Annotated in this window: 14 protein-coding genes and 1 pseudogene; 6 read left to right on the forward strand and 9 right to left on the reverse strand. The window is 61.1% G+C overall.

Features of this window, described 5'->3' with window-relative positions; all coding sequences use genetic code 11:
* Positions 1-5: 5 nt before the first annotated feature.
* Together ED661_RS04840 and ED661_RS04845 are read right to left on the reverse strand one after the other, a co-directional pair.
* The gene (locus tag ED661_RS04840) at positions 6-6,527 is read right to left on the reverse strand and encodes a type I polyketide synthase (RefSeq protein WP_122072819.1); all 6,522 of its coding nucleotides are present in this window, start codon (positions 6,525-6,527) and stop codon (positions 6-8) included.
* A gap of 269 nt (positions 6,528-6,796) precedes the next feature.
* Entirely contained in the window at positions 6,797-8,260 is a 1,464-nt protein-coding gene (locus tag ED661_RS04845) for a hypothetical protein (RefSeq protein ID WP_122072820.1), read from the reverse strand.
* Positions 8,261-8,575: 315 nt separating this feature from the next.
* Here ED661_RS04845 and ED661_RS04850 point away from each other — a divergent pair, with 315 nt between their 5' ends.
* On the forward strand, positions 8,576-9,325 hold the full coding sequence (locus tag ED661_RS04850) for a WecB/TagA/CpsF family glycosyltransferase (RefSeq protein WP_122073327.1): 750 nt from the start codon (positions 8,576-8,578) through the stop codon (positions 9,323-9,325).
* Positions 9,326-9,376: 51 nt separating this feature from the next.
* On the opposite strand, the gene ED661_RS04855 is transcribed toward ED661_RS04850, so the two are convergent.
* From ED661_RS04855 to ED661_RS04875, 5 genes are all read right to left on the reverse strand, one after another.
* Positions 9,377-10,351 (reverse strand): glycosyltransferase family 2 protein, encoded by a 975-nt coding sequence (locus ED661_RS04855; RefSeq protein WP_122072821.1) that lies wholly within the window; start codon positions 10,349-10,351, stop codon positions 9,377-9,379.
* Complete coding sequence (locus tag ED661_RS04860; RefSeq protein WP_122072822.1) at positions 10,344-11,411, reverse strand: glycosyltransferase family 2 protein; 1,068 nt, start codon at positions 11,409-11,411, stop codon at positions 10,344-10,346. Before ED661_RS04860 ends, ED661_RS04855 begins: the two co-directional genes overlap by 8 nt.
* Before the next feature lie 147 nt (positions 11,412-11,558).
* Positions 11,559-15,023, reverse strand: a complete 3,465-nt coding sequence (locus ED661_RS04865) for a translocation/assembly module TamB domain-containing protein (RefSeq protein ID WP_174214162.1) — start codon at positions 15,021-15,023, stop codon at positions 11,559-11,561.
* Positions 15,023-16,822, reverse strand: coding sequence for an autotransporter assembly complex family protein (locus ED661_RS04870; RefSeq protein WP_122072824.1), 1,800 nt, complete (start codon positions 16,820-16,822; stop codon positions 15,023-15,025). The genes ED661_RS04865 and ED661_RS04870 overlap by 1 nt, the downstream gene beginning before the upstream one ends.
* Positions 16,823-17,051: 229 nt before the next feature.
* Positions 17,052-18,281, reverse strand: a complete 1,230-nt coding sequence (locus ED661_RS04875; protein ID WP_122072825.1) for a urate hydroxylase PuuD — start codon at positions 18,279-18,281, stop codon at positions 17,052-17,054.
* Between the two features lie 156 nt (positions 18,282-18,437).
* On the opposite strand from ED661_RS04875, the gene ED661_RS04880 reads away from it, so the two are divergent.
* Entirely contained in the window at positions 18,438-19,382 is a 945-nt protein-coding gene (locus ED661_RS04880; RefSeq protein ID WP_122072826.1) for a LysR family transcriptional regulator, read from the forward strand.
* Positions 19,383-19,818: 436 nt separating this feature from the next.
* Here ED661_RS04880 and uraH read toward each other — a convergent pair whose 3' ends face one another.
* Together uraH and ED661_RS21850 are read right to left on the reverse strand one after the other, a co-directional pair.
* The gene (gene uraH, locus ED661_RS04885) at positions 19,819-20,175 is read right to left on the reverse strand and encodes a hydroxyisourate hydrolase (RefSeq protein WP_122072827.1); all 357 of its coding nucleotides are present in this window, start codon (positions 20,173-20,175) and stop codon (positions 19,819-19,821) included.
* Positions 20,172-20,375 (reverse strand): hypothetical protein, encoded by a 204-nt coding sequence (locus ED661_RS21850; protein ID WP_162930041.1) that lies wholly within the window; start codon positions 20,373-20,375, stop codon positions 20,172-20,174. Before ED661_RS21850 ends, uraH begins: the two co-directional genes overlap by 4 nt.
* Between ED661_RS21850 and puuE the strand changes: the two genes are divergently transcribed.
* The 4 genes and pseudogenes from puuE to ED661_RS04905 all read left to right on the forward strand — a co-directional run bounded on the left by puuE (position 20,374) and on the right by ED661_RS04905 (position 24,686).
* Positions 20,374-21,792, forward strand: coding sequence for an allantoinase PuuE (gene puuE / locus ED661_RS04890; RefSeq protein ID WP_122073328.1), 1,419 nt, complete (start codon positions 20,374-20,376; stop codon positions 21,790-21,792). The genes ED661_RS21850 and puuE overlap by 2 nt on opposite strands.
* Positions 21,789-22,283 carry an ureidoglycolate lyase gene (locus ED661_RS04895; RefSeq protein WP_122072828.1) on the forward strand — a complete coding sequence of 165 codons (495 nt, stop codon included), beginning with the start codon at positions 21,789-21,791 and terminating at the stop codon, positions 22,281-22,283. The genes puuE and ED661_RS04895 overlap by 4 nt, the downstream gene beginning before the upstream one ends.
* Positions 22,284-22,351: 68 nt before the next feature.
* Positions 22,352-23,779 carry a uracil-xanthine permease family protein gene (locus ED661_RS04900; protein ID WP_122072829.1) on the forward strand — a complete coding sequence of 476 codons (1,428 nt, stop codon included), beginning with the start codon at positions 22,352-22,354 and terminating at the stop codon, positions 23,777-23,779.
* 242 nt (positions 23,780-24,021) lie between these two features.
* Positions 24,022-24,686: pseudogene (locus ED661_RS04905) on the forward strand (integrase core domain-containing protein).
* Positions 24,687-24,897 lie beyond the last annotated feature (211 nt).

The following is a 24,897-nucleotide window of genomic DNA, read 5'->3' on the forward strand; positions in this document are numbered from 1 at the left end:
CGGGATCACTCCGCCGCTCTGGCATAGGAGGCCTGCATATTCGTGTCACCCGAGGCAGGTTGGGGCGGGGGGGGAACAATGACCAGCCGGGGTTTCAAGGCCGCAGCCAGGGTGCTTACATTGGGCACCAGCACCATGCTGTCATGATCCCCTGGGACCTCAACCACCTCCAGATCTGGCGCCCAGCCAGTCCAGTCGTTGTCGGCAAAGACATATTCCCGCTCGGAACTCACCCAATTGGCGCCCGAGACCTGCCAGTGGCGATCCAGTGGCGGTCGTAGCAGTGTCAGCGGGCCATTCCAGGGCTGCAGCGTGTAGCTCTCTACCGATTGGCGGAAAGCCAGCTCGATCTTGCGGTTGTTGAAGGCGGGCATCTGGCCGATTTCAGCGGGCTCCTGACGGCGTTTGGTGATCTCCCACAGGATGCGATTCTTGGCCCATTCCAGCAGGTAGCCCGCGCCCTTGCGACGCAACTCCTGCAATTTGATCAGCGCCTTGTCGACAGGTTTCAAGCTGGGGCGGACCGGCAGTGGCGTGTCCAGCAGCACCAGGGCGGCGGTCTCTTCTCCGGCGGCCTGCAATTGCTGCGCCATCTCATAGGCGGTGATACCGCCCCCCGAGAAGCCGCCCAGCAAATAGGGCCCCTGAGGCTGGATTTGTTTGATCTCAGCCAGGTAGTCCTGCGCGGCCTGCGCAATGCTGAGGTGCGGATCATCGCCGCCAATCAGACCTCGGGCCTGTAGCCCATAGACCGGACGTTCCCCGCCCAGCTCCAATGCCAGATGACGCAGGTTCAACACATTGCCAAACATGCCCGCCACCACAAAGAAGGGGGCGGCATCGCCACCGGATCCGGGGTGCAACATCACCAGATGGGTAAAGGTCGCCGCAGCATCCGAACCAGCCGGAGCCTCAGTGCCATCCTGTTCAGCGCCAACACCACGTTGGATTAACAAAGCGGCCAATGCCGCAACGCTGGGGGCCTCAAACAGGGTCGCGAGCGGCAGATCCAGATCATAATGGCGCTTGATCTGCGCAAAGAGCCGCACCGCGATCAGCGAATGCCCCCCAAGATCAAAGAAGCTGTCCTCCACGCCCACCTGGGAAACACCCAGCAGGCTTTGGAACAGTTCGGCTAATTGTTCTTCGACAGGGTTGGAGGGGGCAACATAGTCGGTATCCAGTTGCGGGCGCTCAAAACTCTGGCTCTCATTCGCCGAACTGTCCGCGCTGCTCTGTGCTGTCTGCTCAATCAAGGCAGGCAGATCCAATGATGAGACCACGATCTGCGCGCGCCCCGTGGCGATTGCACGGTCCAGCGCATCCGGGCCTTCTGCCGCGCGGATGCCATTGGCAATGTTCAGCTGCAGGCGGCGCTCGTCCTCGGACAGGGGCTGCTGCGATGTGCTGGCAACAAGGCCCAGAGCCTCGGCGCTGTGATCAGCATTGGTCTGAAGGACGGCAGCTTCAAAACCACCGGCAAGCCGGGTCATCTGAAAACCTGTGATCTCGACCAACACGCGGCCATTGGCATCGGTGAGGGTGATGTCAAAACTGGCGCTGTCTGTTGTGGCACCATGGCAGAGCCGCATATGGCTGTAGATCTCTGTTGTCAGGGGCCCAAAGACAACGATGCTGCGATAGCCCAGTGGGACCCAAAGATCGGTACCGGTATAGCCTGGAGCCAGTGAGATGGCCCAGCCGGTGGCCAGATCCATCAGGCCGGGATGCAGCAGGCAGTTATCATTCTGCGCCACCTGTGGCAGGCGCAGGCAGGCCAGACCCTCCTCCGAGCCAAAGGCCATTTGTTGCAGCACCTGCCAGCGGCGGCCAAAATCCAGATGCGCCTCTTGTGGGGACTGCAGGTGCCCGTCGCTGGAGGCGTTTTCCACCTGAGGACAGCGGGATGTGATGCCCGCCAGATCCAGGGCAGGCGGAGCGTTGGCCTCGGGCAGCAGTTTGATCTCCGCCTCGGCGTTCAGCGCATATCCCTCAGCAGTCAGGGCGCTATGGGTGGCAAAGGCATAGCCCGCGTCCTGTGCCTGAAGCCGCAAAACCACCTCGCGCGGGGCTGCTGCCTCGACCACAAGCGGGCGTAGGAAGTAGAGGTCCTTGATTTCAAAGGGGGCGTTGAGATCCTGTGCGGCCAGGCTCTCGGCAATCCATTCGATATAGCCAGTGCCCGGCACCAGCGCAGTGCCACCCTTGGTGCGGTGTTCATCCAGCAGCCAGGACTGTGTGCTGTTCAGCGTGCTGGCAAAGATCGGATTGCCAGTGGCATCAAAGCCCGCCTCACCCAGCAGCGGCTGGCTGCATTCACTGCGTTCGCTTGGCGCAGCACCACCCTGACGCGCTGCCATGGCTTCGGCGGCCATGCCGGTATCGGCCCAGACGCCCCAGTCAATCGCCACAACATGAGTCTGATCGCCCTGGCGCTGGGCGGCATAGGCATTCAGGTATTCATTGGCGGCGACATAGTCGATTTGACCGGCAGGCCGCGTCACCGTCGAGGAGGAGGAAAACAGCACCATCAGGTCAAGCGCGCCATCGGGGAACAGGTCGTGCAGAACCCGCAGGCCAGTGACCTTGGGGGCCAGAACCCGGGCGATCTGTGCCTCGGATTTGGCCAGAATAGGCCCGTCCTCAATGACACCGGCGCCATGGATCACCCCGTTGAGGGGAGCAAACTCGGCCTCAATCTGGGCCACCGCGCTGCGCATCTCGGCGCTGTTGCAGATATCTGCCGCCAATGGCAGCACCGCGCCTGATCCGATCTCTTCCAGCTCTTGCACAGCGCGGATGCGCTGGGCAGTGCGATTGGCGGGGCTATGGGTGGCCAGATAGCGGGGCCAGTTGGCGCGCGGCGGCAGGCCCTGGCGTGACACGAGGCCGACCCTGGCACCGTAGTGGCGCATCAGATGCGCCGCTGTGGCCAGTCCGATGCCGCCAAAACCGCCGGTGATCAGATAAATGCCACTCTGCTTGAAGTCACCCTGACTGATCCCCGTTTGATCGGCGGTAGTTTCGGCAGGGTTTTCTGGCAGTGCCAGGCTGCGCCAGCTCTTTTCAAACCGCTTGTCACCGCGCCAAGCAACTATTGCATTGGCGGGTTCGGCCATCAGCTCTTCCAGCAGGCGTGGGGTCAGATCCGTGGGCTCACCCCCGCGCAGGCTGGCGATAAAGCCGGGCGGCGCTGGCAGTTCGATATCCACCGTGGAACAGGTGAGCATGGGGAATTCGCGCGGGATGACCCCGGCGGGGCCAACGATCATCGATTTTTCCGGGTAGGGCAGGGGTTCAGAGGTGACCTGCGCCGCGCCGGTTGAAAAGACGCTCAGATGAATGGGGTGCTCCAGCTCCAGCCCGCCCAGTTCCTGCGCCAGGGCAGTGAGGGAGGCGAAGCCCATCTCGAGGTTGCGATCAAAAAAGGAGGAACCGGGGCGGAACTGTTCCACCGCGCCAGTGACCAGCCAGAAATGCGCAATGCGATGGGGCAGGGTGCCAGCCTCTGCCAGATCGGCAAACAGGGCGCCATAGCCAAAGCGGCCCTGTTCGGGTGGCAGGACGTAGTTTCCTTCCCCCAGATTGGCGTAGGTATCGCCGGGGTGCACCATATTGACCTGATGGCCCGCAGCGCGCAGCCGCGTGGCGGTGCTGGCGGCCAGCCCGCAGTCATCGGCAAAGATCAACCAGGTCTGTGGCGCCTCGGCCAGTTCGGCCTCAACATCCAAGGTGCAATCGGCCAGTCGCGGGCGCCAAGCGGGGCGGTAGCCCCAGTCGCTGATCGCGTCATGGCGCCGGGGCAGGGCTGCGTCTTCTTGCGCTTGCTGCGTGCCCGGCGCGATGAAATAGCGGCTCCTTTGGAACTGGTAGCCGGGCAGGGGCAGGCGGTGGCGCTTGGCCTCGCCCCAGATCTGATCCCAGTCGGCCTCGATACCGCAGGCCCAGAGACGACCTATGACGCCAAAGAAATAGGCGTCATCCATAATGTCCTGATCCGGATGGCGCAGGGCGCTGAGCACCTGGCCGGGCTGCACTGCAGGGCACATTTGCGCCAGCGCCGAGAGCGCCTTGCCGGGACCCACCTCCAGGAAGACACGGCCGGGTGTGGCGGCCAGGGTATTGATGCAATCGGCAAACATCACCGTATTGCGCAGCTGGCCGACCCAATAGTCGGGGTCCGTGGCCTGCGCCGCTGTCAGCGGCTGGCCGCTCCGGTTGGAGATGACCGGGATCTGTGGGGCCGCCAGCGACAGCCCGGCGAGGAAGGCGCGGTAGTTGGCCAGAATGCCATCCAGCATCCGCGAATGCGCAGCGATGTCGATCTGGATGCGCTGGTGGTCGATGTCTTTGGCGCTGAGATCAGCGGAGAGCTGGTCCAGTGCGGCCTGGGGACCGGAAACAGCTGTGAGGCTGGGACCGTTGACACTGGCAATATCCAGGTCCCGGCCAATCAGCGCCTCCACCTGCGCCAGGGGCAGGGCGATGGACAACATGCCACCCGCAGGCACCGTGTCAAACAGACGCCCGCGCAGCAGCACCAGATCGATGCAATCTTCAAAACTGATCACACCGGCCAGGCAAGCGGCGGTATTTTCCCCCATGGAATGACCAACCAAGGCAGCCGGGCGGACTCCCCAGCTGATCCAAAGCTGTGCCAGCGCATATTCAACGATCATGATCAGCGGCAATTGAGCTGAGGGTCTTTGCAGCTGCGCATTTGCTGCGGCCTCATCACCCTCTTCCGGTAGCCAGAGGGCGCGAATGTCGTAGTCAAGCTGGGGCTGCAGATGATCCAGACCCCGGTCCATGTAATCGGCAAAGACCGGCTCGGTCTCATAGAGGTCCCGCGCCATACCGGCATATTGCGCACCGCCACCGGGGAAGGAGAAGACCACCTCTGGTGCCTCGCCAAGGCTGTCATGGTCAAAGACCTGGCGTGGATCACCGGCCCGCAGCTGTGCGGCGGCCTCTGCCGCGGTTTCTGCCACCAGTACCCGGCGTTTGCCAAAACCGCGCCGTCCCTGTTTCAGGGTAAAGGCCACATCGGCGAGATCAACATCCGGGTTGGCCTCGAGATACTCGGTCAGGGCTGCTGCATTGGCGTTCAACGCGGCTTTGGATTGCCCAGACAGGCAAAGCACATGGAACGGAAAATCGCTTTCCTCTGAGGCACCACGCGTGGGGGCCTCTTCCAGAATGGCATGAGCATTGGTGCCGCCAACCCCAAGCGCGTTGATCCCGGCGCGGCGTGGGCCCTGATGCGAGACCCAAGGGCTGAGTTGGTCATTCACCTTGAAAGGTGAAGTGTCAAAATCAATCGACGGATTGGGCGCCTCATAGCCCAGCGAGGGCGGGATTTCGCGATGTTTCAGGCCCAGCGAGGTCTTCACCAGTCCGGCAATGCCTGCGGCGGTATCCAGATGGCCGATATTGGTTTTGACCGAACCGATACGGCAGTATCCTTCGGCCTCGGTGCTGTCGCGATAAGCCTCAGTTAGAGCAGAGACCTCGATCGGGTCGCCCAGATAGGTGCCGGTGCCGTGACATTCGACATAGTCGATGGTCTCAGCAGAGATATCCGCCGCATCCAGCGCCTGCCGGATGGCTCCGGCCTGCCCCCCAACCGATGGCGCCAGATAGCCGGCCTTGTCGGCGCCATCATTGTTGATGGCCGAGCTTTTGATGACTGCCCAGATATGGTCGCCATCTGCCTGCGCGTCCTCAAGCCGCCGCAGGGCAACCGCACCTGCGCCTGAACCAAAAACAGTGCCCTGGGCGCGGTGGTCAAAGGCGTGGCAATGGCCATCGGGGCTGAGGATTTCGTTCTCTTTATAAAGGTACCCGCGCCCCTGCGGCATATCGATGGTCACGCCACCGGCCAGCGCCATACCACATTCTCCCTCGCGCAGGGCCTTACAGGCGTAGTGCACCGCCACCAGAGAGGTCGAACAGGCAGTCTGGATATTGACCGACGGCCCTTTAAGATCAAAGACATGGCTGACGCGAGTGGTGAGAAAGTCCTTGTCGTTGCCAGTATGGCGCAGCAGGAACATGCCGACCTCATCCACCAGGCCGGGATTGGAGCAGATGTTGAAATAGAAATAGCTGCCCATGCCGCAGCCGGCATAGACGCCGATGGGCTCAGACAGGCTTTCGGGCGGATGCGCGGCGTTTTCCATCGCACCCCAGGCCACCTCGAGGAACTTGCGGTGTTGCGGGTCGAGAATGGCTGCTTCTTTGGGACTGAAGCCAAAAAATTCGGCATCAAAATCGGCAAAGCCTTCCAGCAGGGCGGCATGGGGCACATAGTTTGGATCGGCAAGGGTGGTCGCAGAGACACCGGCCTCCAGCAAAGCATCGTGGTCCAGCGGGACAATGGACTCGATACCTGCACGCAGGTTGTTCCAATAGGTCTCCACACCCTCGGCGCCGGGCACATTTACGGACATGCCAACGATGGCAATATCGCCGCTATACTGCGGGGCGGATGGGCTATGATCTGCTGTCTTTGCCACGAAAAACACCGACCTCTACTCTCGGCAAAACCAGGGTGACCCTCCTGCCCGCAAGCTCCGATATGCCGAAAAGCGGAGCCGGGTGCCCCAGGAGAGGCGATTGTCTATTGGGTAATCAGGGATGCAATCGGTTTGCAGATTGGCGGCTGGTGCCGATTTTCTGTCCCCCGGTTACGATTCCTTTTTGCCCAAGGCGAAATTGGTTCAACACTGCGGCAAAGCTGTGAACGTGCGGTGTTGAAAACGGGTATAAAAGCGGAAACAATAAGGCATGATACTCATATAAGGCGACGTGATTTCAGGGAAAGAGGCTGCGGCATCAAGATCTGCTTGCCGTCAAACAGGGGGCGCGGTGTCTCAAACAGGCCGGGGTAACGCAGTCGCTCTGCATAGCCCAAAACGGATCCCGCGCAGAGCCAGGTCATCGGCACCAAGGTATCATTGAGCATCATATCCACCATGGTTGCGGCCAGGATCAGCGCGATGGGCGTGGCATAGGGAGAGATGTCACGGGGCGCGCGGCGATGAATTTCTATCCCAAGCAGCACAACCGAAAGAGAGAGCAGGCCCATTTCCGCCAGGTAGCCCAGCCAGCCCAGGGTGCCAAAGACCAGGATCCAGTGGCCATCCGGGATCGAGAGGATAGCGCCGGTTTCCAGCTCGCGCACCAGATTGCGGCCCCAGCCGCCCCAGCCAAACCAAGGCTTTTCTGCTGCGCGTTCCAGCATCATGGCTTCATTGTCAAAGCGATAGCCCAACGACTGTGCCCGATCCGCGCTGATCGCCTCGGCCTGGGCCAGGATTGCCTCTGTAGGAATAAGTCCGAGGTTTCGGAGCATCGGGTAGGTGATGGCCAGGGTGGCCAGCACAATGGCTACCCGGATCTGCCAGCGCGGTGAGGCCAGCGCCACCAGCGGTACAAAGCTCAGCCCATAGGCCAGCGAGGCAAAGCTTTTGCACAGGACCAGCACTACAAAGAGATAGGCTGAAGCCAGAGCCAGATTCAGGCGCTTTTTTTCCTTTGCCGCCCGTGCCAGCGCGGTTGTGGCCAGAAGGGCCGAGAACATGAACACCGCCAGCCAAAGCGAATGCGGCATAAAGACGATGGGACGAAAGCCGCCCTGTCGCATGGTCTGCGAAAAGTCGTGCTGGAAAAAGCCATAGATCGTGGTGTTGATCTGCGGGCTGAAGCGGATTTCAAACAGCGAGGGAACGGAATAGGCAAGTCCGGCGATGCAGAAGGCCAGCAACAGCTCCTTTTGCCCCTCAGGTGAAGAGAGATAACGCCGGGCGAGCAGGAAGGGCATCAGGATAATCACCTGATTGATCATCACCGAGCCAAGATCACGCCAGCGCAGTCCGGGCAGCATATCAACGATAAAGACAATCGGATCCGCATCGGCCAGCACTTCAAAGATCACCGGGTCACCATTGGTCATCACCGTTGGCACCACGGCAAAGGCAAACAACAGGGTGAGCACCCGCGCCAGCGGATGGCGCGGCAGCAGGGGGACTTTTTTGCGCATCAGGCCAATGCACAGAACAAAGGCCATGATCGAGGGAATGGTGAATTTATCCATGTCCGGAACCAGCGGCAGATCGAATTCTGCCACCGGCGGCAGCACCAGATAGCCCGCCAGAATGCACCACAAAATTGCCCGTTCCAGCGGGAGACGCCGGAACAGCACTAGGCTGACCAGAGGCCAGAGCAGCAGCATCAAATAGGCAAGTGCATTAGGCATAAAAGGGAATTACTCTCCAATTGCGGCAAGGCGATGGGCATTTGATGACCAAGTGGTGACTGGGCGGGGCCAGGGGAACATTCGGTGGTGAAGGTGCAAAACAATTCTGATCCAAGAATATATCACCCGGGGGGAGCTGTCGCGGGGCATTCCGCGCTTGTTATATCCAAAGGGATAGGTCTGGGCACTCGAAAGGCTATTTTCAGCCGGTCCTGCTATGAGGAGCTTGAGGCGCTAGCCTTTGCGGGGTATTTGCGCAGCGCTGATGGAAAATTGGCGGATCTCGATTTTTGGGATCAGCGTGGGAGTGAACAGGTGTTTTTTGAGTTTCAAGGCCAGCGTGTTGCCGTGAACATGCCAACGCGCGCCGCGTTGGAGAGCGAAGTCCTGCGGCGGTTTTCAGCCGGCGAAGGCTTTGCGCTGGCAACGGTGAACCTGGACCACTTGGTCAAGCTGGCTCAATCACCGGAGTTTCTGAACGCCTACGCCGGGCAGGATCTGGTGGTGGCGGATGGGCGGCCAATTGTCTGGCTCTCGCGACTGGCCAACCGTCCGGTTGAGCTGATGCCGGGATCCGACATGGTGCTGCCGCTTTGTCGTCTTGCCGCTGCCGCTGGCGTGCCAGTGGCTTTGGTGGGCAGCACGGATGAGGCCCTCACGGATGCCAAGACCCATCTGGAAGCCCGCGTGCCGGGGCTCGACCTGGCCTGGTGTCATGCGCCGTCAGGGGTGTTTGACCCGCAGGGGGCAGAGGCCGATGCCATTCTTGAGAATTTGAACAGCAAGGGCATTCGGCTGTGCTTTCTGGCTTTGGGCGCGCCCAAACAGGAGAGCCTGGCGCATCGCGGCCGCACGGATGCCCCCTTGGTCGGATTTGCCTCAATTGGGGCTGGGTTGGATTTTCTGGGCGGTCATCAGACCCGGGCGCCGCTATGGGTGCGCAGAATTGCCATGGAATGGCTCTGGCGCGCCATGAGCAGCCCGGCGCGGATGGTGCCGCGCTATGCCAAGTGCTTTGCCATCTTGCCCGGACAGATCTGGAAAGCGCTGCGCAACCGCCCCTGAAGCGGACCTGGCAACCAAATCCTTCTCTCCGCCAGGAGGGCGCAACTGGGGCTATTTGTATTCCAGAATGCTGCGGTTCTTGCCGCGCAGGCGGTTCCATGCGAATTCCACCACTCCGGTGCATTCGGCAAATTTTCCCAGCATGGAAAACCAGGCAGGTTGCAACCCCATGCGTGATGTCAGACGCAGAAGTTGCAGAGGGTAAATCATGACCCCCAACAGCATCCAGGGCGTGATCACCACGGCGCTGAGGAACACAGCTAGCGGCAAGACCCCGCCCCAGAGCAGTGCGCGCCGGGTCTCGGCGACCCAATGGCGTTCAGGCGGGGCGCCATGCAACGCCGCCCCTTGCGCAAAGGCATAGCCGGCACGGCGGCTGCGTTTCCACCATTGGGCAAACCGGGTCATCTGCGCGTCATGCAGGGTCATTTCCGCATCAATCCGCCAGATCTTCCAACCCTTGCGCCGCAGTCGCAGGCACATTTCGGGTTCTTCCCCTGCAATCAGATCGGCGCGATATCCGCTGACCTCACGCAGCGCATCCAGCCGCATCAGCGCATCACCGCCGCAGGCCTTGGCTTCCCCAATGGGCGTGTTCCACTCTGCATCACATAGGCTGTTGTAAATGGAGGCCTCCGGAAAGCGTTCGCGGCGACGCCCGCAGACCACGGCCACCTCCGGGTGCTGTTGCAAGAAGGCGGCGGCCTGGGGGATCCAATTGGCATCAACTTCGCAGTCGCCATCCACCAGCTGCACCAGCCCCTCTTCCTGCGCCAGTTTCTCCAGCCCGGCATTGCGGGCGCGGGCGGCGGTGAAGGGCAGGGACATGTCCAGATCCACCACTTCAACGCCCATAGCCCGCGCGGCCTCAGCCGAGCCATCACTGGAGCCGCTGTCGACATAGATCAGGCGGCGCACTTGTGGGTTCAGCGAGGTCAGACAGGCGAGCAACCGCGCGCCTTCATTTCGGCCAATCACTACGGCACTGATGGTGGGGGGGCTGAGGGGGCTGGCTGGATCAGTCATTTTGGACCTCATGGCGGCGTTCGGCCAGATAGGCACTATAGGCCGGGTCCGCCTGCAGGAACCCCTGCTGCTGCAGGGATGAAATACCGGGGAAGTGCTGCGCCTGAGGTGACCAGAGGCTCAGGTCCGGGTTTTGCCCCAGCACCGACAGGCGCTGGCGATCTTCGCCATGGGCAATCAAAGCATCCGCTACCGAGGCCCGATCCCGTGCCAGCGCATCATTGGCAAATTTGTAATGTTTGATCAGCGCAGTCATCGGCGCCAGCCGCAATCCGGTTGAGGCATGGGGATGACAGGCGGGCTCAATACCGGCCCCGACAAAGATCAGCGGATGTTTACTCAGACAGCAGTTCTCGCCAAAGACCTTACCGCGGATGCCGCCAAACAGCACCTGAGGCGCAGGCTCCGCAACCTCGTTCTGCCGCAGAAAGTAGCCCAGCCCGGACCCTGGGCTTTGATAGTCATGGGCCGTCATGCTGGTGATATCGCAGTGATCAAACTGCGCCAGAGCCTGAACATAGGGCAGGGTGGCGGTTTTGCGCAACGGCGCCTTTGGAAACATCTCCAACATCTGGGCCATCAGCCCGGAATAGCCCTGTTTGGTCAGAAAACGGGTTAACCCCTGCAGGCCAATCTCTGCGCTGCCATCAAAGTCAAAGATCTCATCCATATCCGCGATGAGGCACCAGCGGTCCGTGGCATAGCGTTTGGCGGCATAGCTGCGAAAGCTGTTTTCATATCTGCCCCAGGGCAGGGTCGATTGCAGGATGCTGACGTCGGGCTGGTCGCGCAAGCTCTCCAGGGTGTCATCCCTTGATCCATTGTCAAAGAACACAAAATGCGCCACCCCGAGGCGGCGGTAATGGTCAAAAAAACCGTCCAGATAGTAGGAGCCATCCCGCATCAGGGCGACCAGAACCACTTCATCCCTGGTGGCGATGCGCTGTTTTGGCCCCTGTAGGTGGCGTATCGAGGCCAGAAACCGGGCGCGGTGCAGCGCCGATGCGAGCCGCTTTTTGATGCGGGCGGCAATCGAGGTCTGCGGCGGGTGATCACTCATGCACTCTGTCCAGCTGTCGGGTCTCTTGCCCAGGTTAAGCTGCTGCTCCGGTTTGGAAAAGCTTTTGCTGATCTAACCAGGACATGTGTCGAAATTACGCCGCAGCTGGGATTTGCTGATGGCGCTGTCTCGGTGGGCCTGGATCGGTCAGTAGTCCCGCTTGAAAAACAGGCCAAAGCCGCTTTCGCCTTCGCTGTCGACAGTGCCGGTCACGGTGACTGAATCGCTCAGGTCGATATTGATGCTCAGCTCGCTGTCGCCCTGCGTGTTCACGTTGAAATCGGTATAGGCCTTTTCCCCGATGTATCCGCCCAGCCCCAGGAGGCCAGAGCCGATACTATCAAGACCAACCTCAGCGTTGTCGGCTCCGGTTGCCTCGCGCAGGCGGCTTTGCCCGCCCAGCTCCCGCCCGCTCAGATCCAGCGCCGATTTGGCCAGCCGGGCCAGCGCCAGTGGCGATAGGTCGTCAATATTGTCGCCAAACAACAGCAGCGCCAGGGCCTCTTCGCTGGGGCGCGGCGGGTCAGAGGTGACCTTGATTTGTGGCGCATCAACGGTGCCTTCGATTTCCAGTGTTGCGGTTCCGGTGGAGGTGCTGGCTGAGGAGCGGAACTCGAGATGCGGTTTCAGATCGCCCAGCAGGGTGATGCGCCCCTCGTCCAGCTCCAACCGCCGCCCCAGGATGTCAAAGGTGCCGCGTTTGAGGCTGATCTGACCCGAAGGCGCCAGCGCGGCGGTGCTGCCGCGCAGGTGGATGCGTCCGCCCAATTCGGCATTCAGCCCGCGACCGCGCGCAAAGATGCGGGCAGGCGCGTCGATCACCAGATCCAACCCGATATTGGAGCTGGATTCCGTGCTGGCGGCGGTCTGGATCAGGCCCGCGCGGGCGCGGGTCTGGCGGGCCTGCCGTGCCTCGCCAATGTGGCGGATTGGCGGAATTGGCGCGGCTGAAATCGCCCCTCCGGCGGTGTTAAGGTTGATGTTGCTCTCCCCGACATCAATCCGCCCGCTCAAACGGCTGTTCCCGGTCAGTGGTCCGGAAAAGGCGAGATCGCCGTTAAGCAGGGTTTCATAGCTCAGATGATCGGTGACAGTGACATCCGAGAGACCAATTCTGAGGGCGCTGTCAAAGGGTGCTGTCAGCGCCATGGGGCCGCTTAATCGCAGCGTGCCGCCATCGCGTGGGCGCGCAGAGACCTGCAACTGTGCCCGCGCGTTCTGCAGGGTGATCGCGGCATTGATGGCGTCGATCCGCTGCGCTGCTGCGGGCAGTGCCAGCGAGGCGCCGCGGGTGGTGATGCTGCCGGACAAGGCCTCCAGTGAGGGCACGCCCTTGAGGGCGAGATCAAAGCTGGCACTGCCTTTCAGCAGGTTTGGCGTGATAAAGGGATTGGCGCCTTCCAGTCGCGCCCGCCCCTTGGCGGTCACATCCGCCAGGCCGCTGGTCTCGTCATAGCTGCCCGATAGCTGTGCCTCAGCGCCGGATGGTGCCTTGGCATCGCTGCTGATCTGCCAGCGCCCATCGCGGCGCTGGGCCGTTCCCTGCGCTGTCAATTTACCTGGCAATTCAGGCACAAAGCGCTGCATTTCCGCCAATGCGGCCGCAAAGGTGATATCCGCCGCGCCATCCAGCTGCGCGCTGCCTTCCAGCTGAGCAAAGGAGGCATGCGGCCCCCTGAGCTGCAACTGGCCTGTCAGCCTGTCGCCCGCGCGGGTCACATCTCCTTCCAGGCTCAATGGGCCCGAAACCTGTGGCACCAGCGGATTGAGGTCTCTGAGATCCGCCCGCAGGCTTAACGCCCCGGCGCGACTATCTAGGGTGCCACTGGCCTCGGCGGAGATCTGGCCGCTCTGCAGTTCGAACTGGTCAATTTCCAGCCCGCTTGAGCCGCGTGCGCCTTTGAAAACCAGCGCCAGATTGCCCTCGATCAACTCGTCGAGGATGGCAATCCCAGCCGAGATACCCTGTCCTTGCAGCGCCAGGTCGGCTTCAAAGGCGCCGGAGAGCGGTGTGACAGACCCTATGAACTGGCTTTGCATCGCCCCGGACAAAGGCAGCCCTGCCAAATCCGAGAACCGTTGCAGATTGCCAGCCCCGATGCGCAGGTTTGCATTGACCTTCAAGCCGCTTGCCAGCCCCTCAAACCCCAGATCCCCACTGGCCTGGTAGTCTTCCCCCTGCAAAAGCATGCCCTTCAGGGAGAAGGCCGAGGTTCCCGCGGTGGTGAGCGCGCTGGCCAGAGAAACCTCACTGCCGATTGCTGCCGCAAGGTCGGGGTCACGTAGTTTCAGCCCCTGCAGTTTTGCGGTGATAACCCCGTCCAGCCGCTGCGCTCCGCTATCGTCTAGCGCTAGCTCTCCGTTGGCAGTGATCACCCCGGCCTCAATCAAGGCTTCAGGGTGGCTGAGCTGGCGCAGCTCGGCCGCAACGGTCCAGGGGCCGTCGCTGGTTTTTTGGGCCAGGATCTCAGTGCCCGCCAGCGTGGTATCGGCACCGGGCAGCGGCAGGATGACTGCGGCTTGCCCCTTTGGCGGGGTGATGGCCGCGCGGATATTGGCGGTGTCCAGCTGGCCTGTGGCTGTGATTGCCAGGGCGCCAGTCAGGCGCAGGGCCTGGCTGCGCAGGGCAAAACTGTCCAGCGCGATACCTGCATCTGCCGTGGTGCTGCCCCGCACAGACATCTTGAGGTCAGGCCCAAAGAAGGGGCGGTAATCCGGCAGCAACAGCGCGTCGATATCACCGCCAAGATCGGCAGAGAAACCAATGCCTGTGCTGTCTTCGCCTGTTGTCGTCTCGGCGTCAGGGGAGTTGGTCAATCCAGACAGTGCGACAGTGCCCGTCAGCCGGGGGGTGTCGTTGGAGGCAAGGGCGATCTGGGCGGTGAAATCTTCAACCGGGCCAGTGCCCGCCACACTGACTTGCAGGCTGGGGGCTGCGGGCAGGGCCAGGGCGGTGGAGATCAGGCCACCTGCGGCTTCCTCCAGTGCCAGGTCAAGGGTGATCTGACGGCTGTCATTTGCATAGCCGGCTACAAGCTCCAGCCGATCCCCGGGCTTGTCGAGCCGGTTCACCTTGAGCTGCGTGGCCAGGCTGCCCTCTGCCAGTTTCAGATCACCCTGCAGGTTCAACCTGGCGGCAAAGCCAAACAGAGCCTCATCCAGATCAATGCGGGCGATACTGATGTCCCCCAGTTCAATCGAAACCGGGAGTTCGGGCAGTTGAAAGGGACTGGCCTCGGGGGCGGGCAGGCTGGGATCCTGCGGCAAGGGGTGCGGCGGCCGCAAGACGGTGATTTCGGCGGCCTTCAGGTGGTTGATCGACAATTCGCCCCGCAGCAGCGCCAGACGGTTCCAGTCCAGCTCAGCACCGCGCAGTTGCAGCCAGACCCCGGCCTCATCCGCCAGGGTGATCTGGTCGATGGTGGCCTGCGAAGAAAAGGCGCCGTTGAGGCCGGTCACGGTGATGTATTGGTTCTCCGCCGAGAGCGTGTCTTCCAGAAAGCTCTCAAGGTAGCTTGGCTCAGACGCGCTGTCCTGTGCGGTGTTCTGAGCGCCCAGGGGCAGCGCAGAACTGGCCAGCAATGTGGCGAGGAAGAGAGAGCGCTTGTGCATCAAAAGGCCTGCCCGATGCCGATGTAGAATTGCAAACCATCATCGGTGCCGCCATCTACCGGATAGGCAAAATCCACCCGCAGCGGTCCGATCCCGGCCAGATCGTAGCGCAGGCCAAAGCCGGCGCCAGAGTGGCTTTGGGAGCTGCTGGAAACAAAGGCATCGCTGTCCACATAGCCGATGTCAAAGAAACCAACCAGGGAGAGCTTGTCAGTGACCTTGCCGCGCAGCTCCCCGGAGAGCGCCAGATAGCCGCGTCCGCCAGCGGAATTGCTGCCCACAGGAACGCCAAGGGATTGATATTCATGCCCCCGTACAGATCCGGCGCCACCAGAGTAGAACAGCAATGTGGGTGAGGCATTGCTCAGTGATGGGCCAATCACCGAGCCCAGCTGGGCGCGTCCCGCAAGAACCAGACGGTCATTGCCACCCAGTCCGTGATAGATCCGCCCGTCCAGTTTTACCTGTAGCCCAGCGTCTGTGCCGTCCAATCCAAAAAAGGGCGTCAGACGGGCGTTGATGAAATAGCCCTCGGTGGCATCTACCCGGCTGTTGCGCTGGTCATATTCCGCCCGCAAGAAGCCTGCGATATATTTGAAGCGGCGTTTGCCAAATGCATCAGTGGCCAGGATCGAGTTGAAGCCAAGACCCGCTTCGGCAAACAGCTGATCAGAGTAGACACGGCGTACCCCTATGCCCCCCAGGCCCTGGGTGGCGGTGTAGTGCTCTTCGTCCAGCCGTTCGGCCTCGACCATGTAAAACAGATTGTCATCCGGTCCCAATGTGGCGGGGCGATCCAGCCGCAGGGCGATACGCCCGTCGATATCATTGCTGCTGCCCAGCCCGCTGAGCCGGGTTTCAAAGCGCAGTTTTTCCGCGCCACCAAACAGATTGCGATGCATCCAGGTGGTGGTAAGTTCGACCCCGTCAGAGGAGCTGAGCTCAGCCCCAAAGGTCAGCCGCCGCGGCGGCATATCCTCTACCGTGGCGAGATAGTCCAGCGTGCCGTCTGGGTTGGGCTGTTCCTCGGCCCGTAGGGTAACGGACGAAAAAGCGCCGGTGCGACGCAGGCGGGTGGCGGATTTGGCCAAAAGATCAGGGTGATAGATCTCTCCGCTGGGCAGACCCGCAATACGTTGGATCGCCTCGGCGCGCACGTTGCTGGGAGCCGCCAGTTGCAGCGCACCAAAGCGCAGCTGCGCCCCTGGCGCCAGGGTCAGCCGGGCGTCCAGGGTATGGGCGCGATGATTGGCGGTGATTGCCTGCTGGGCCAGCCGGGCCTTTGGATGGCCGGCGCGGCGCCAGGCCCGCAGCCCGGAGGCCCCTGTATCGCGTAGCACTCCTGTGGTGGCGGGCTGACCGGTGGCAAAACCCGCTGGCGGTTCGACATCACTATTGGCAGGCCAGGGGGTGATCTCGGCGTGGGAAAAGCGAAAGCTGGGGCCGGGCACGACGGTGATGCGCACCTGATTGATCTGACGTGGCGCATTTAAAGGCTGGATACGGGCGGCCTCTTGCCCGTCGAGCAGGATATTGACCTGGGGTGCAAAATGCCCGGCATCGTACAGCACCTGCACCAATGTTCGGTAATCCGACAGGGCGGCGGCCAGCAGCTCTTGTGCGTCGGCCTGTGAGGCCGCTCCCAGCGCGCTGGAGGCGCTGCGCAGGCGTTGAGTGAGTTCCTCTGATCCGCCGGGGGCTGTCAGTACCGCCTCAGCTGACGTGGAGGAACTCGGCAGGACGCCCCCGATCAAACACAGGCTTAACACCGCTGCGCGCAGGGGGGATTTGAAAAACATGGGCACTCCGGGCAGCGTGCAGAAATCGGGCGCAGATAAAACTTCCCGGTCACATGGCAATAGGCAGAATGGCCACTCGGGATAGCTTTGCGACCCTAGCACAGAGCAGCGGGAGGTAAAGTGGTCTAAAGGGGGATTTGGGTAACCTTTTGTAGAGCGGGCAGGAAGCCGCGCAGATAGGCCCTGCCGTGAGCTGTCCTAGCCTGTAGCGAACGACCGGAAGTCTGGACTACATGCGGGCGTTTTTGAACCAGCGGCGGATTGCGGCGCGATCCTCGGGCTCCATGAAGGTTACATTGGCAGGGGGCATGGCATCGGTCACACCAGAATGCAGAAACACCGCCTCTGCCTGTCGGGCCAGATCGCCTTCGGTTTCCAGCAGCACCGCCTTTGGCGCGGTGCGAATGCCGTCCCAGAAGGGCTCGCGCGCGTGGCACATGCTGCAGCGGCCCAGGACGATCTCATGCACCTCTTCAAACCCCTCGGCCTGTGACATCACCAGCGCAGTGCCGGTGAGCGCGGCGCTGTCTTCGGCCTCGCCATCATGCTCTAGCCCAAAGGTGGAGAGGATGATCACCCCCAGGAATAGAAGCGTGGTGGCCAGCCAGGTCCAGGTTGGATTGCCAGTGCCCGCATGTTTGGTGTTGAAATAATGCCGGATGGTGCCCCCCATCAGAAAGACCAGCGCCGCGATCAGCCAATTGTAGTCAGAGGCAAAAGCCAGCGGGTAGTGGTTCGACAGCATCAGGAAGATCACCGGCAGGGTGAGGTAGTTGTTATGGGTCGAGCGCAGCTTGGCGATCTTGCCATATTTTGCATCCGGCGTGCGCCCGGCCTGCAGATCCGCCACCACGATACGCTGGTTTGGCATGATGATGAAGAACACATTGGCGGTCATGATGGTGGCGGTAAAGGCCCCCAGATGCAGCATCATTGCGCGCCCGGTAAAGACCTGGTTCAGCCCATAACCCATAGCTACCAGCAGGACAAAAAGCAGCACCATCAATAGGGTGGGCCGCGTCGCCAGGCCGGATTTGCACAGCCGATCATAGATCAGCCAGCCAATCGACAGCGAGGCGGCGGAGATGGCGATGCCCTGCCAGAGGCTGAGCTCAGCCTTGGTCTGGTCAATCAGATACAGCTCGCCGCCGACCCAATAGACCACCATCAGCAAGGCAAAACCCGACAGCCAGGTGGTGTAGCTTTCCCATTTGAACCAGATCAGGTGCTCGGGCATTTCAGTCGGGGCCACCAGATATTTGCGGATGTGGTAAAAGCCGCCACCATGCACCTGCCACTCTTCGCCATGGGCGCCAACCGGCAGGTCAGGAGATTTCCGCAGCCCCAGATCCAGGGCAATGAAATAGAAGGATGAACCAATCCAGGCCATGGCAGTGATGACATGCAGCCAGCGAATGGCAAAGCCAAGCCAATCCCACATCATTAGAAGTTCATACATGTCCTGCCCTCATATCGTCTCTGTGCTGTGCTGTTGATTGGTCCAGGGTCTCCCCCAAGCTGACCCTAGTCAAAGGTGTGTTTATTCGGTATTCCAGTAAACTTCCAAGCTGTATCAAAAAAACAAGAAGAATGCCGCGAGGCAACCGGGGGCGCCATGTCATATCTCGACAACATCCGAACCTTTGTGCGGGTCTATGAGCTGGGCTCGATGTCGGCGGCGGGGCGGGATCTGCGGATCTCTCCGGCGGTGACCTCGGCGCGGATTTCGCAGCTGGAGGATTATCTGGGGGTGCGGCTGTTTCAGCGCACCACCCGCAATCTGACTGCAACCGAGCAAGGGCAGGCATTTTATTCCGGCGCGGTTTCGGTGCTGGAGGCGGTGGATCAGGCCGAGGCTCAGGTCATGCATCTGACCGATACGCCACGCGGCACCCTGTTTGTGGCGGCGCCTCTGGGGGCGGGACGGCGGCTGGTGGCACCGGAGGTGCCGCAGTTTCTGGCCGAGTACCCCGAGATCAACATGCGGCTCAGACTGTCGGATCGCACGGTGGATCTGACCACCGAGGGGCTGGACCTGGCGTTTTTTCTGGGTCAGCCGGAGGATAGCAACCTGCGCATTCGCAAGATCGCCGATTGTCAGCGGGTGCTCTGCGCTGCGCCGAGCTATATCGCTCGTCATGGCGCCCCTGCCAGTGGTGACGATCTGGTTGGTGGGGCGCATAACTGCCTGAACCTGCGCTATCCCGGCGCCAGCGAGTTCCAGTGGATGTTGCAGAGCGAGGAGGGGCCAAAGCGCTATGCGATTTCCGGGCGTTACGAATGCGATGACGGTGATGTGCTGACGGATTGGGCTCTGGCTGGGGAAGGGATCGCTTTGAAACCGGTGTTTGAGGTGGCGGAGCATCTGACCTCGGGGAGGCTGATTGCAGTGGCGCAGCAAACCCCACCGGTGCCGGTGCAGATGGCCTGTCTCTATACCCACCGTCGCCACCAGGACCCCAAGACGCGGTTGTTCATGGATTTCATGACCCAGCGCATGGCGGCATCAGTCCGGGCTGCAGAGGCTTTGGTGGCGGAGAAGGCGTTAGAAGAAGACTGATTGCGCTAGGCCACAGAGGCGCCTGCCTGCAGAACCACTCGCTGGCTTTACTTGAGAGGGCTTTTGCCGACTGTATGTAAGGGGGGAGCTCCCGCCCCCGGGACATGCCCTGACGGGCCCGCCCCGGCGTTGGGCCTGGCGCCGCTGCGCGGCGCGGTTTCCTCCTGATGGGTCGCAATGCTACACAGCGCGGTTTGCTTCAGGTTGGCCGCTGCTGAGCGTCCTCCGCTCTGCATGGGCGCCTGCGCCGTACCGGAGCGCAGCAAGAAAGTAAGAGAATTGGCTGAGAAGCGCTTCAGGGGGCAGTTTGCCCCTGAAGACGCCTTGGCGAGTGTAAATCTGTTCTGCCCGCCTCAAGGGCAAGCCGGGCGAGGCCCGGCGGCTGTGCCGCCCTTGACCCGGTCAGAACAGGAGGATGGTGTCGGCGGCAGAGGCGTCAGCTGCCGCGGTAGGTTGAATAGCCATAGGGGGAAAGCAAGAGCGGCACGTGGTAATGGGCCTGTGCATCACTGATGCCAAAGCGAATTGGCACCTCATCGAGGAATAGGGGATCCTCTCCGGCCTGACCGGAGGCGCGTAGGTAAGTACCAGCCTCAAAGACCAGCTCATAGGTGCCTGTGGTGAAGGCGCCCTGGGGCAGGATGGGGCTATCGGTGCGCCCATCGGCATTGGTGGTCAGTTCGGCCAGTTTGTGCCGAGTGTCGTCCTCCAGACGATAGAGCGTGATGGGCAGGCCTGCAGCGGGGCAGCCCCGCGCAGTGTCCAGAACATGGGTGGTGAGATATCCGGTCATTTAGTGGCGCTCCGTGAGATATATGCTGTATTTTCCTGCATCACTTGGGGTTTTGCTGCAAACATCGCTGCTTTGACAGTGTATTCGGGAAAATTTGAAAAAGAAGCCGCGCCTTTTACAATAGCAAGAGAGATGAGGCCGTTTGGCAGTTCGCTGGCAAAGAGCGGTGGTGAAGAACTTGGGAAAGAGACGCAGCGCATGAACAGATATCCGCGCAATATGATTGGCTACGGGGCGCAGGCTCCTAATGCGGCCTGGCCGGGGAATGCCCGTGTGGCGGTGCAATTTGTGCTGAACTACGAGGAGGGCGGCGAGAATTGTATCCTGCACGGCGATGCAGGCTCCGAGGCGTTCTTGTCGGATATCGCCGGTGCCGCGCCCTGGGCTGGGCAACGGCACTGGAATATGGAATCGATTTATGAATATGGCGCACGGGCCGGGTTCTGGCGGCTGCATGACATGTTCAACATGGCCGGCATCCCTCTGACGATCTATGGCGTGGCGGCGGCGCTGGCACGCTCGCCCGATCAGGTGGCGGCGATGAAATCCGCAGGCTGGGAGATCGCCAGCCATGGGCTGAAATGGGTCGAACACAAGGATATGCCTGAGGCGGAGGAGCGTGCCGCTATAGCTGAGGCCGTGCGTCTGCACACAGAGGTGGTCGGCGAACGCCCGCGCGGCTGGTACACCGGGCGCTGCAGCGCCAATACCGTGCGTCTGGTGGCCGAAGAGGGCGGCTTTGATTACGTCTCAGACACCTATGACGATGATCTGCCCTATTGGCTGGAGGTCGGCGAGCGTGATCAACTGGTGATCCCCTATACGCTGGAAGCCAATGATATGCGCTTTGCCACGGCGCCGGGCTATATCACTGGCGAGCAGTTCTTTCAGTACCTAAAGGATGCCTTTGATCTGCTCTATGCCGAAGGGGCAGCAGGCAAGCCCAAGATGATGAACATCGGCTTGCACTGTCGCCTGATTGGACGGCCAGGCAAGGCGGCGGGGTTGAAGAAGTTCATCGACTACATTCAGGGTTTTGATCAGGTCTGGTGCCCGCGCCGGATCGAGGTGGCCGAGCATTGGGCCAAGACCCACCCGCATCAGCGTCGTGAACGTCCCAGCCAGATGGAACAGGCGCGGTTCGTTGAGGTTTTTGGTGGCATCTTTGAGCATTCGCCTTGGATTGCCGAGCGTGCCCATGGGCTGGAGCTGGGTCCGGCGCATGACACAGCGGGCGGCGTGCACAATGCCCTGTGCCGGATGTTCCGCTCTGCCAGCGAAGATGAACGCCTGGGCGTTCTGACCGCCCACCCCGACCTGGCCGGCAAACTGGCGGCGGCAAAGCGATTGACAGCCGAAAGCTCTTCTGAGCAAGCCAGCGCCGGATTGGATGCGCTGACGGAGGCAGAGCATGCGCGATTTAGTGAACTCAACAGCGCCTATGTGGAGAAACACGGATTTCCCTTCATCATCGCGGTGCGCGACTACGACAAGGCCTCGATCCTGGCGAGTTTTGAACGTCGCATCAACAACGAGCGTGCGGTGGAATTTGCCGAGGCCTGCAAACAGGTCGAGCGCATTGCCGAATTCCGCCTGCGTGATCTGGTGCCCGCATGAGCGCGCCGGGGTACATTCAGATTCAGCTGATCAGCGCTGAGGCTTTTGCACCTTTTGGCGATCTCTTGGAGGTTTCCGGTCGCCCCGACAAGATGATCAATCAGGGGCTTTGCGGGCGCTATCATGACCGGGCGCAGATGGCGTTTTTTGAGGGGCGGGCGGGTTTGAGCCTGTTCAATGCGGAGCCCCGGGATCTGCCAATGCCCCTGGCAATGATGGAACGCCACCCCGAGGGCAGCCAGGCCTTTATCCCGATGAGCGAACACGGGTTTCTGGTGATCGTCGCCCCGGACGAGGGGGGCAAGCCGGGGGTGCCTAGGGCTTTTGAGACCCAGCCGGGGCAGGCGGTGAATTTTCATCGCGGCACCTGGCACGGGGTGCTGACGCCTTTGCAGGCGCCGGGGCTGTTTGCGGTCGTGGACCGGATCGGCGCAGGCGACAACCTGCAGGAACATTGGTTCGAAACGCCTTTTGTGGTGGAGCGAGCCTGATAACGACGAGAGAGACCACCCAAAGAAGGTGGCGATCTTGAAAACCAACAGAACGAGGGAAAACAGAAATGGCTGACGGCGCTTTAGGAACGCCCGCGCAATTGCGGGATCCGAATTATACTCCACCTCTGGCACGTGCGGTGCCGCTGGGCATCCAGCATGTGCTGGCAATGTTTGTCTCCAACGTGACACCGGCGATTATCGTGGCGGGGGCTGCGGGGTTTGGCTTTGGCTCCAACTCGCCAGATTTCCCGGAGCTGCTGTATCTGATCCAGATGTCGATGCTTTTTGCCGGGGTGGCCACGCTGTTGCAGACCATCACTCTGGGGCCAGTTGGCGCGGCGCTGCCGATTGTGCAGGGGACCAGTTTTGCCTTTCTTCCCATCATGATCCCGCTGGTGGCGGGCAAAGGCGTTGATGGTCTGGCGGCGCTTTATGGCGGGGTGCTGATTGGTGGCATTTTCCACGGGCTGTTGGGGCTGGTGATTGGCAAGATCCGCTTTGCCCTGCCACCGCTGGTCACCGGCTTGGTGGTGACGATGATTGGTCTGGCGCTGGTCAAGGTTGGCATTCAATATGCTGCCGGCGGGGTGCCTGCGATTGGCACACCTGAATATGGTTCACTGCTGAATTGGTCTGCGGCGCTGGTGGTGATTTTTGCCACGCTGGGGCTCAAGTTTTTTGCCCGTGGCATGTTGTCGGTATCGGCGGTGCTCTTGGGGCTGATCGTGGGCTATATCTATGCTTTGGCGATGGGCATGGTGACGGTTGAGGCTATCAGCGGCAGCTGGTCACGCGCGGCCTCTTTTGCCCTGCCTGTGCCGTTTAAGTACGGCTTTGAGTTCTCTTTTGCCGCCATCTTGGGGTTCTGCTTGATGGCCTTTGTTTCGGCGGTCGAGACCGTGGGCGATGTCAGCGGGATTACCCGAGGTGGTGCCAAGCGCGAAGCCACGGAAGAGGAAATCATCGGGGCCACTTATGCGGATGGTATCGGCTCTGCGGTGGCCGGGATCTTTGGCGGCCTGCCCAATACTTCGTTTAGTCAGAATGTTGGGTTGATTGCCATGACCGGCGTCATGAGCCGCCATGTGGTCACCATCGGGGCGCTGTTTCTGATCCTATGTGGCCTGGTGCCCAAGGTCGGCGCGATCATCCGTACCATTCCAATTGAGGTGCTGGGCGGTGGTGTCATCGTGATGTTTGGCATGGTTGTTGCTGCCGGTATTTCGATGCTGTCGGATGTGGATTGGAATCGCCGCAATATGGTGATTTTTGCCATTTCCCTGTCGGTAGGTTTGGGGCTGCAGCTGGAACCCGGCGCGGTGCAGTATCTGCCTGGGACGCTGAAGGTGCTGATGACCAGCGGCTTGTTACCCGCCGCGCTGATTGCCATTGTGCTGAACCTGATCCTGCCTGCAGAACTGGCCGATGAGGCGACTGAAGAGGTCTCTGGTGGCATGGCGGGTCATGGGGATGGCAGCCTGCCAGGAGAATGAGGTTAAAGGCCTCTGGGTTGAGGTGGGGCTCCCGCCCAATCCAGGACAATCAAAGACTGGCCTGGATCAGTTGGGCCCAGCGCCGCGCTTCGCGCGGCGCTTTTCTTTTGCTGAGAGGTTCTAAAGGGTAGGTTTGCCCCTTCAGAACTTTTGAAATCTTTGTGCTTCGGTCATCCCCTCCCAAAAAAACAGTGGTGTTCAAAAGTAGAGTTTTCTCGGCGGGATATTAGAGGAGGTTTTTGATGAAGACTGCACGATATAGCGAGGCACGGATCATGGGTATCTTGAAGCAGGCAGAGGGCGGTGCCCCGGTCTCTGACCTGTGCCGCGAACACGGAATCAGCAGCGCGAGTTTGTACAAATGGCGAGCTAAGTCTGGCGGCATGGACACGTGCTTGATCGCTGAGATGGAGTTCAAGGCAGACCAGCTTGCAGATGGGCCGTCGCTCCGGACCCTGAATGTGCTGGAGGACTTTAATCGTGAAAGTTTGGCCATTGAGGGCGGCTTCTCACCTCCGGCCGAACACGTTGTCCGAAGCCTGAACCAGATCATCGCGTGGCGCGGAAGGCCCAAAGCTATTCGTGTGGACAATGGCCGGGAGCATGTCAGCGGAAAGCTCCCTTTCGGGACATTGCATCACAATACCCTGCCGGTCGGTGGCTGGAATGGGCCGAGAAGCGCAACCTGCGGTTTGAATACATCCAGCCAGGCAAGCCACAGCAAAACGCCAATATCGAACGCTACAACCGCACGGTTCGCGGCGAAGGGCTGAGCCAATACATCATTGAAACCTTCGAGGAGGCGCAGGAACAGGCCACTGAATGGCTCTGGACTTACAACAATGAACGACCCAACATGGGTATCGGCGGCATGACACCCGCCATGAAACTGAAAACAGCCGCGTGAGTACTACGGCTGGACCCCATTGAAAATGGGGCGATACAACTCCTCCTGGCCCAAAGGTGGACCGCGCCTGCGCGCGGCAGCCAGGGCTGCCTCTGACCCGGGATGCGGCAAGTGGGGCGCTTGTCGCGAGGAGGAGTAGCGCCGCGCGAAGCGCGGCGCCGGGCCCAACGGGAGCCCTGCAGCTTGGCTGCTGTGGCGACGGGCGGGAGAG

This window comes from Pseudophaeobacter sp. EL27, from assembly GCF_900313025.1.
In the GTDB taxonomy this organism is placed as follows: Bacteria; Pseudomonadota; Alphaproteobacteria; order Rhodobacterales; family Rhodobacteraceae; genus Pseudophaeobacter.

Excerpts from the sequence above, each read along its gene's own strand:
- ED661_RS04870 (WP_122072824.1), bottom strand. The coding sequence starts at position 16,822 with ATGTTTTTCAAATCCCCCCTGCGCGCAGCGGTGTTAAGCCTGTGTTTG.
- ED661_RS21850 (WP_162930041.1), bottom strand. The coding sequence starts at position 20,375 with ATGCGCTGCGTCTCTTTCCCAAGTTCTTCACCACCGCTCTTTGCCAGC.
- ED661_RS04900 (WP_122072829.1), top strand. The coding sequence starts at position 22,352 with ATGGCTGACGGCGCTTTAGGAACGCCCGCGCAATTGCGGGATCCGAAT.
- puuE (WP_122073328.1), top strand. The coding sequence starts at position 20,374 with ATGAACAGATATCCGCGCAATATGATTGGCTACGGGGCGCAGGCTCCT.
- ED661_RS04875 (WP_122072825.1), bottom strand. The coding sequence starts at position 18,281 with ATGTATGAACTTCTAATGATGTGGGATTGGCTTGGCTTTGCCATTCGC.
- ED661_RS04855 (WP_122072821.1), bottom strand. The coding sequence starts at position 10,351 with ATGACTGATCCAGCCAGCCCCCTCAGCCCCCCCACCATCAGTGCCGTA.
- uraH (WP_122072827.1), bottom strand. The coding sequence starts at position 20,175 with ATGACCGGATATCTCACCACCCATGTTCTGGACACTGCGCGGGGCTGC.
- ED661_RS04860 (WP_122072822.1), bottom strand. The coding sequence starts at position 11,411 with ATGAGTGATCACCCGCCGCAGACCTCGATTGCCGCCCGCATCAAAAAG.
- ED661_RS04865 (WP_174214162.1), bottom strand. The coding sequence starts at position 15,023 with ATGCACAAGCGCTCTCTCTTCCTCGCCACATTGCTGGCCAGTTCTGCG.
- ED661_RS04880 (WP_122072826.1), top strand. The coding sequence starts at position 18,438 with ATGTCATATCTCGACAACATCCGAACCTTTGTGCGGGTCTATGAGCTG.
- ED661_RS04845 (WP_122072820.1), bottom strand. The coding sequence starts at position 8,260 with ATGCCTAATGCACTTGCCTATTTGATGCTGCTGCTCTGGCCTCTGGTC.
- ED661_RS04895 (WP_122072828.1), top strand. The coding sequence starts at position 21,789 with ATGAGCGCGCCGGGGTACATTCAGATTCAGCTGATCAGCGCTGAGGCT.